The 8450-nt window shown below is 70.6% G+C and carries 8 protein-coding genes; 4 read left to right on the top strand and 4 right to left on the bottom strand.

What is annotated here, in order from left to right:
* A partial coding sequence (locus ABT130_RS45965; RefSeq protein ID WP_350966254.1) for an ATP-binding protein occupies nucleotides 1-410 on the bottom strand: 410 nt, incomplete at its 3' end.
* 119 nt (nucleotides 411-529) lie between these two features.
* Complete coding sequence (locus tag ABT130_RS45960; protein ID WP_350930132.1) at nucleotides 530-1306, bottom strand: SigB/SigF/SigG family RNA polymerase sigma factor; 777 nt, start codon at nucleotides 1304-1306, stop codon at nucleotides 530-532.
* A 193-nt stretch (nucleotides 1307-1499) separates the two neighbouring features.
* Between ABT130_RS45960 and ABT130_RS45955 the strand changes: the two genes are divergently transcribed.
* Nucleotides 1500-1871, top strand: coding sequence for an STAS domain-containing protein (locus tag ABT130_RS45955; protein ID WP_350930133.1), 372 nt, complete (start codon nucleotides 1500-1502; stop codon nucleotides 1869-1871).
* Nucleotides 1872-1991: 120 nt separating this feature from the next.
* Here ABT130_RS45955 and ABT130_RS45950 read toward each other — a convergent pair whose 3' ends face one another.
* Together ABT130_RS45950 and ABT130_RS45945 are read right to left on the bottom strand one after the other, a co-directional pair.
* Nucleotides 1992-3050 (bottom strand): enoyl-CoA hydratase/isomerase family protein, encoded by a 1059-nt coding sequence (locus ABT130_RS45950; RefSeq protein WP_350966253.1) that lies wholly within the window; start codon nucleotides 3048-3050, stop codon nucleotides 1992-1994.
* Between the two features lie 115 nt (nucleotides 3051-3165).
* The gene (locus ABT130_RS45945; RefSeq protein WP_350966252.1) at nucleotides 3166-3882 is read right to left on the bottom strand and encodes an ANTAR domain-containing response regulator; all 717 of its coding nucleotides are present in this window, start codon (nucleotides 3880-3882) and stop codon (nucleotides 3166-3168) included.
* 125 nt (nucleotides 3883-4007) lie between these two features.
* On the opposite strand from ABT130_RS45945, the gene ABT130_RS45940 reads away from it, so the two are divergent.
* From ABT130_RS45940 to ABT130_RS45930, 3 genes are all read left to right on the top strand, one after another.
* Nucleotides 4008-5867 carry a SpoIIE family protein phosphatase gene (locus ABT130_RS45940; RefSeq protein WP_350966251.1) on the top strand — a complete coding sequence of 620 codons (1860 nt, stop codon included), beginning with the start codon at nucleotides 4008-4010 and terminating at the stop codon, nucleotides 5865-5867.
* Nucleotides 5868-6102: 235 nt separating this feature from the next.
* The gene (locus ABT130_RS45935) at nucleotides 6103-7056 is read left to right on the top strand and encodes an anti-sigma factor RsbA family regulatory protein (RefSeq protein ID WP_350930138.1); all 954 of its coding nucleotides are present in this window, start codon (nucleotides 6103-6105) and stop codon (nucleotides 7054-7056) included.
* Between the two features lie 126 nt (nucleotides 7057-7182).
* Nucleotides 7183-8337 carry a glycosyltransferase gene (locus ABT130_RS45930; protein WP_350966250.1) on the top strand — a complete coding sequence of 385 codons (1155 nt, stop codon included), beginning with the start codon at nucleotides 7183-7185 and terminating at the stop codon, nucleotides 8335-8337.
* Nucleotides 8338-8450 lie beyond the last annotated feature (113 nt).

Here is an 8450-nt window from a genome sequence, read left to right as displayed (position 1 = left end):
GTTACCGGTCGAGGACCCGGGCTTCGCACGGCCCTTTGCCGCCGACGCGCGGCACCCGCACCGCGCGCCGTCCGGCCTGATCCGGGGGAGTCGCCGGGGTCCCACTGACCCTCGTCGTGGATCTCCACGACGAGGGTCCGGCCGACGGTCCACATCCGCAGCATGGCCTTGGCGCTGGTGTGGCCGTGGGTGACCGCGTTGGTGGCCACCTCGTTCAGCGCCACCAGAAAATCGGCGAGTCCGTCCTGTGACATGCCGCTCCGCACGGCCTGGGCGGCGGCGAAGTCGCGCACGTCGGGAAGATCGGGAAGGCAGAAGGCGAGTTCGGCCACCGCGGTCCCCGCGGGAGAAATCCTGGAACGGGCGCCGCTCGCCGTGAAGCGAGCCGGACGAACACCGTCCTCGTTCACCCGAGATCCGCCTCCCCTGTCCCGGTCCGCTGTCGTCCTCAGCATCCGGGATTCGTTCAAAGGCACCTTACGCCACGTCCGTTGTCGCCGACTGAGGTGCCCGGTAACAGAGTGTGTATTCAGCATTCGGCGACAAGTTCCGCACGGAGCTGGTCGAGCACCTTTCGCAGGATACGGGAGACGTGCATTTGGGAGATCCCGAATTCCGCGGCGATCTCGGCCTGGGTCATGTTTCCGAAGAAGCGCAGCAGCAGGATGTTCTTCTCGCGCGTCGGCAGCTTGTCGATCAACGGCTTGATCGCCTCGCGGTCCACGAGGGTGCCCAGCGCGTCGTCCTCCTCGGGGATGACGTCGCCAAGCGCCGCCGCGTCGTCGTCGGCGCCGAGGGGGGCGTCCAGCGAGAGCGCGCTGTAGGCGGCGGAGGCGTCGAGGGTGAGCAACACGTCCTCTTCGGAGATGTGCATCCTCACAGCCAGCTCGGCGACCGTGGGGGCACGGCCGAACTCCTGGCTGAGGTCGGCTACCAGGCGGTTCAGTTCGGCCCTGCGCTCCTGGTAGACGCGGGGGACGCGAATGGCCCAGGTGCGGTCGCGGAAGTGGCGCTTGACCTCACCGGTCATGGTGACCACGGCGTAGCCGCGGAAGGGGTGCCCGAGGGTCGGGTCGAAGCCGTTGATGGCCTTCATCAGCCCCACGTACGCGGCCTGCAGAAGATCCTCCATCGGCTCGCCGCGGTAACGGTAGCGGCGGGCGATCTCCATGGCGAGGTGGCGGTGCATCTCGACGATGCGCTCACGCAGGCGCTCGGCTCGGTGGTCGGAGACCTCGGGCAGGGACATCTCGGCGAGGAGGTCCTCAGCGGTCATGTCGGTGATGTCGAGTGCCTGAACAGACATTGCTGCTCCCTGGTATTACTGTCGGGCGAGCCGACCACGGAGCAACGTCCGGGCAGACGGCATCGCCTCGACTGATTTTCGAGGCGAGGCCCTCTGCTGGACCTCTGGTTCCACCATTCCCCTGAATCCTGGAGTATTACTCGCCCGCAGGTAACAGTAAGGTTGCTAATCGAATGGTGCGAGGAGGCGCTGAGTGACGGTGTCGGAGAACGGTGAGAGATCTGCAGCCCTGACTCTCACGTCGGCGCTCGTCAGTGGGATCAACGTGATCCGGGTGACGGGCCTGCTGGACGCGACGACAAGGGACCAGTTCGCCGACTACCTGGCGGCACAGACGAGCGAGCACGGCCTGGACATGGCACTGGATCTGGGCGGCGTGACCTTCATGGACTCGCGGGCGTTGGGGCTGATCGTCCACCACTGGCAGGTCAGCACCACCGCCGGCGCCAAGTTCGCGCTCATCGGAGTGGAGTACGCCAAGACCAAAGTGATGTGGATCACCGGTCTGGCCCAGCGGCTGCCCCTCTACGACACGATCGACGACGCGATCACCGCCTTCGGCTGAGGCGTTTTCCATGGGTCCTCACGCCTACCGCGGCCGCCCGGCGGCGGCGTCGCCCATGACTCCGTCATGAGCCCCTCCTCCGCCTCACGGGGCATCCGGTGGGCCGGGCGACCCGTCTGATCACCCTGACGGCATCACCTCGTCGACCAGCCCCCACGACAGGGCGGTCGCCGCGTCGATGGGCTCACCGGTCATGGCGAGGTAGAGGGTGCGCCAGCGGCCGACACGCCGGGGGATGCTGACCGTGCCGCCCGCGCCGGGGATCAGCCCCATGCCGATTTCCGGCAGGCGGAAGGTGGCCCCGGGGTCGGCGATCACGGTTCCGGCGAAGGCGGGCAACTCGATCCCGGCTCCGACGCAGCTACCGTGCACGCGCACCTCGACCCGGTCCGCGAGCTCGTGAACGAGCCTTCCCGCGCCGCCGCGGGTGCGCACCAGATGCGCGGTGGTGAGATCAGGAGTGGTGCCGAACTCGTCGAGGTCGCCCCCGGAGCAGAAGGACGGCCCGGCACCGTCGATCACTACCCGGGTAACGGTGTCGTCGAGCACCGCGAGGCGCATGGCCTCGACCAGGGCGTCACGGACCTCCCGTCCGTAGGCGTTCCGCCGCTCCGGCCTGTTCAACGTGATCAGCAGGCGGTCGCCGGCCCGGTCGATCAGCACCGGTGGTGCCACCGCCACGGGCACCGGCCGGCGGCGGCGGCCATCAAGCCAGCGGCGGAACTCGGGGCCGCCGAGCAGGGTCGAGTAGGCCAGGGATTCGACGTCCAGCGCGGTGCTGACCTCCAGTGCCTCCGTCATCCTAAGGACGGCGCCGAAGACAACGGAGGTCTGCGGATTGCGCAGCGCCGCGCTGTGCACGGCCGTGAGCCGCTCCTCGGGGTCGGGAACGGCGACGCACTCGCGTCCGGTCGGCCCAGCCGTCCCGACAAGGGTCAGATCCAGCGCCTGCGCCAGACCCACCGCCTGTGCGGGCAACGGCTTCCCGGTGATCCCGATCAGCAGCCGGTCGCAGGCGCGTGCCCGCGTCAGCGCCCGGTCCAGCGTCGCCGCGTCGGCGCCGCCGTCCAGTTCCACCCCCACGATCGGCTCGCACACCCCTTTGGACATGTCGAGCAACGGGCCGTCGGCGGCGCCGTCCGCCAGTTCGGCGACAGAGACACGCAGCAGGTCAGCCACCCGCTCCCCCACTCCGTCGATGGATCATCGGCTTCCCTTTCCTCTGTCCCGTGGGCACCAGACCCGATCACCACTACGGCTCACCGCCCTCGACACGGCGCCGGTGGACGCCCGCTCAGCCGGTTTTCTCGCCCTGGTTGCGCTGGTGCTCGTCGACCAGCAGCCTGGCCAGGTCCGCGACCTTCACCTGGTGGTGCTGGGAGATACGGCGCAGCTCGTCGAAGGCGGCCTCGGCCGAGCAGCCGCTGGACTTCATGATGATGCCCTTGGCCTGGTCGATGATCGCCCGGCCCGCCAGGGCCTCCTGCATCTGGGCGGCGTCGGTACGGACCTCGTCGTAGTCCCACAGGTTGGCGAGCGCCACCCCTGCCTGCTCGGCGAGCATGTCGGCCAGCGGTGGGACGTTCCTGGCGGCGAAGACGCCGGGACGCACGCCGTACAGGCCGAGGACCAGGACGGCGTGCTCGATGGTGATCGGCATCACCAGAACCGAGCGGACGCCGCAGCGGACCGCCATACCGGCGTACGCCGGCCAGCGGGACTCGCGCAGGACGTCCTGGACGACCACGTGGCGTCCGGTGGCGCGGGCCTCGGTCGAAGGCCCCTCACCGAGTTCCTCCTCGCCGTCGAGGAGCACGATGAGCTCGCTGTGAGAGGCTGAGACGACCATGCGTTCCTGGCGCCAGAGTTCGGCGGACCCGCCCGCGCAACCGGGCACACCGCCTGCGAGGGTGGCTGTGAGCCCGCGTAGCACGCTCTCGCTCGACGTCTCCTCGCTGACCCTGCCGAGGACCGCCAGATCCCGGGCCAGAACGGGAGTGACCATGTCCATCTCGCGGCTCCCCTCCCTGTGTCACTAACTTAACCACTATCCGACCACGGATCGATTCGACCTATCGGGGTGGCGTACCGTCTACGACGGGACCAGCCCACTCCGGCCCCTGACGAGGACGAGCATTGACCGACGCCATTGGCCTGCAGAGCCTGGAGCAGGCGCTGAGCGCGCTGAGCGCCAGGGTCTCCTCCCTGCGCGAGGCGAAGTCCGCCTACCCCGCCGACCCCCGGTCCACACTTGACGCGGCGCTGGCGGAGCTCGACACCGCCCGCGAACTGCTGGAGACCTCCGTGCGCGAGCTGCGCAAGGCGCCCAGGCGGTCGGGCCAGCGGGAGAACGGATCGCAGCGGGAGCTCAAGCTACTGCGGCAGGTTTTCCGCACCTTCCCCGTCCCGCTGGTGGTGCTGGACGCCTCGGGTGTGGTCCGGCGGATCAGCGCCGAGACCTCCCGGATGCTCGGCAGCCCGGCGGGGTATCTGATCGGCCGCTCGTTCCCGCTGTTCGTCGACGTCTCCCGTCGGGCGGCGTTCCGCTCGCACCTGACGGCGGTCCAGCAGGGCGGTCAGACCGCGACGTTCCAGACGCGGCTGGCCCACCAGGGCCGCGCGCACACGGTGCAGCTGGCCGTCACCCGGCTGACGATGCCGGGCGAGCCGCAGGAGATGGTCGCGGTCATGATCCTGCCGCTGGAGGCGCAGGTGGCGGGGCCGCCCCACGGCCCCGCCGACCGGTCGGACGCCACCCTGGTCATGGCCGCGGCACGCCGGCAGGAACTGCTGGCCAGGATGACCCGCCTGTTGCTCGACGAGGAGAGCCTGCGCCAGCCGGTGACCGTCACCAGGGCCGCGCGGCTGCTGGCCTCGGAGTCGGCCGACTGGGTGATCGCCGACGTGATCCGCGACGGCGTCCCCGCCCGCGCCTGCGTGCTCGGCCCGAGCGACAAGCCGGTGACCCAGCTGGTCCGCCTCGCCGAACAGCTGAACCCGCAGGCCGCACCGGCCATCGCGCACGTGCTGACCGGCGGCTCGGGCGTGGTGCACGAGATGCTGGAGGACGAGGGGCTGCTCGGCGACGTCCCCGGCGGGCCGCCCCTGCTGCGGGTGATGGGTGCCGCCTCGGTGCTGATCGTGCCGATCGGCGGCGAGGACGACGTACTGGGCTCCCTGACCCTGGTGCGCCTGCGCGACCGTGAACCGTTCTCGCTGGCCGATCTGGGGTTGATGGAGGAGATCGGCGTCCATCTGGGGCTCGCACTGCGCGCCCGGCGCAGCTTCCAGACCCGCTCGCGGGCCGCCGACGCGCTGCGCACCAGCGTGGTGCCCCGGAGCCTGCCGGACATCCCCGGATTCGAGGCCGCCGCCATCTACAACGCGGGCTCCAGCCCGGTCGGCGCCGAGTTCTACGACGTCTTCCGCACACATGACGGGTGGGGTTTCGCCCTCGGAGGCGCCGCGGGCAAGGGCGAGGAGGCCGCGTCGGTCAGCGCCATGGTCCGCAACGGGCTGCGCGTGCTCAGCGTCTGGGAATCCGACCCCGGTGAGGTGATGCGCAAGCTGAACCAGGCCCTGACCGCCCAGCACAACGGCATGTTCGTGATGGCCGTGACCGGCTTCATCCGGGCGCGCAAGATCAGGCTGGCCAGCGCGGGACACCACCCCGCCGCGCTGCTGCAGCCCGACGGCGGGGTGCGGTTCACCGCGGGGGGCGGCGTGCCGCTGGGCATCGCCGCTGAGGCCGAGATGTTCACCGAGGAGCTCACGCCGGCCTCCGGCCAGACCCTGGTCTTCTACTCCGACGGCCTGGTCGCCTCGCAGAACGAGCTCGGTGAGTCCTACGGCGAGACCAGGCTGGCCGACGTGCTGGCACGCTGCGTGACGCGCTCCCCCGCCGAGATCGTCAAGACGGTGGAGGAGGACCGGCACGCGTTCTCCGGCGGGAGAGTTTGGGATGAGATCGTGATACTCGCCCTGCGTGTCGTATAACTTGGCTAACTCGGCGTGGCCTGCCGGTCTCACCGAGCGACGAGGGACCGCACCCGGCGGCGCCCGTGTCCGGCCAGGTGGGGCGGAGAATGAGATCATTTCAGGGTCGGTCCCCTGCCGGTTGGAGCGGGCCGGCTCCGAGACCGAGCGGCTCCCCCTCGACGCGTCGGTCCCCTGCCGGTTGGAGTGGGCCCGACGGGCGCCCCCGCCGCTCCCGCGACCACGACGATCTTCCATGACCTCCATCCACCAGGCCGCGGTCTACGGCTCCGACCGGCGTTTCCTGGAGATCGCGCTGCCGTTCGTCCGGGACGGGCTGGCCAAGGGCGATCCGGTGATGGTCACGACCACCTCGGCCAATCTGGAGCTGCTGGCGGTTGCCCTGGGCAGGGAGGGCCGCCTGGTCGACTACGCGGAGAGCGCGTTCCTGGGGCGCCGGACCGTGGAGCGCGCCACGGCCTTCCACCGCTACTGGCAGCGGCGCGGGCCCGAGGCCCCGCGCGGGGGTCACGTGCGGATCCTCGCCGAGCCGGTGTGGGCCGGCCGGGCGCCCGCCGACGTGCGGGCCTGGCAGCGCATGGAGTCGGGCCTGAACCTGCTGCTGAAAGGCACCAACGTCTGGATGATCTGCCCGTACGACACCAGGACCGCGGGTCAGGCGGTGGTCGCCGCCGCGAGGCGCACCCATCCCACCCTCTCCGAGGACGGCGTCTCGATGGTGTCCTGCCCCGAGTACACCGATCCGGTGGGTTTCATCGGCGAGTGCGACTCCGTCCCGCCTCTCGAACCGCAGGAAGGCTCGGCCGGCGCGCACGTGGAGACGCTCCATGCCCTGCGGGCGTTCGTCACCGGCCAGGCCTCCTGCATGGGACTGAGTCACGACCGCGCGACCCTGCTCTCGGTCGCCGCCCACGAGGTGGCCACCCTGCTGGAGCCGCCCGTGACGGTACGGCTGTGGGAGCGGCTGGGCGCGATCACCTGCCATGTCGACCGCCGGGGCAGGCGCGTCACCGACCCGGTCGCCGGTTTCCTCCCGCCGGGACCGGCGCCGGGACCGGGGGACGGGCTGTGGATCGCCCGGCAGCTGTGCGACCGCCTCGACATCCACAACGACCGGGATGGATGTGTGATCCAGCTGCACGTCCCGAGCGCCAGGGCCGAGGAGTCACGGCAGAGCAGGAGGTATTGACCCCCGCGGGTTTGGCTCCGGCTGAGATCGGGGTATGGTTAGGGCAATGCAGACGTGTGCCTAAGACGCAGGCACCCCTGAAGGAATAACAGGCTTTCCATGCCTATCTCCTCCCAGAGGTGTGCCGTGAACATTGCATTCGTCTCCTCCGAGGCTCTCTCCTCCACCCGGGACGAGTCCGATCTCGCCTCCCAGCGCGCTCACCTGATGGCCATTGCCCGTGAACTCGGCCGGGAACACAAGGTCACCATCTACGCCCGGAGAAACTCCGACCTTGACAAGCCCAAAGTTCGCGTGTCGCAGGGCGTCACGCTTGAGCACCTGACCGCCGGGCCCGCGCAGGATCTTCCGGAAGACAGCGTGCTGCCCTACCTTTCCGACCTCGGCGACCAGCTGATGCACCGCTGGGGGCAGGACCGCCCCGACGTCATCCACGCGCACTCCTGGACCGGCGGGCTGGCCGCCATCGCCGGTGCGAACGGCCTGAACGTGCCGTTCACCCAGACGTTCAGCAGCGAGCACCCCCGCGACGCCAAGCGTGTGCGGCTGCAGCGGGCCATCGGGCGCCGGGCCAGCGCGGTGATCGCCGGGTGCGGCGACGAGGAGAGCTCGCTGATCCGGCTGGGCGTGCCGCGCCGCAGCATCTCGGTCATCCCGTGCGGTGTCGACGTCGAGCGGTTCCGCCGTCAGGGGCCGGCCTCCGCCCGCGGTACCCGCCCCCGCCTGCTGCACGTCGGGCCGCTCACCGCGGAGAAGGGCGTGCACACCGCGATCCGCGCCCTGGAGGGCATCCCCGACGCCGAGCTGATCATCGCCGGTGGCCCGGCGGTCGCGGACCTGGAGCACGACGCCGACGCGCACCGCATGATGCTGCTGGCCAAGGAGATCGGCGTCGACGATCGGATCACCGTTCTCGGGCACATCCCGCACTCCGCGGTCGCCAAGCTGATGCGCAGCGCCGACGTGGTCGTCTCCCTGCCCCAGGAGGCTCCGGCCGGCGTCGTCGTGCTGGAGGCCATGGCCTGCGGCGTGCCCGTCATCGCCTCGGCGGTGGGCGCCCACCTCGACTCCGTGGTGGACGGGGTGACCGGCCTGCTGGTGCCCGCCGACCGTCCCGCGCAGACCTCCCGCCTGACCCGCGAACTCCTCGCCGACCCGACCCGCCGCACCGCGCTCGGCTTCGCCGGCGCCGACCGCGCCCGGTCCCGCTACTCGTGGGAGCGGATCAGCCAGGAACTCGTCCACGTCTACGAGGTCGCCCTCTCCGGTTCCCTCCGCTGACCGCGCCCACCGCGACGGCCGGGCGCCGTCGGCCGCGCGTCACAGGTGAGAAGACCGGGACTCCCGCGGGAGTCCCGGTCGTCTCACCTGTGACGGGTCCGTGCCGGAAGGCG

It is taken from the genome of Streptosporangium sp. NPDC001681 (assembly GCF_040298085.1).
Taxonomy (GTDB): Bacteria; Actinomycetota; Actinomycetes; order Streptosporangiales; family Streptosporangiaceae; genus Streptosporangium.
This window is presented reverse-complemented; position numbering and strand designations above follow the sequence as displayed.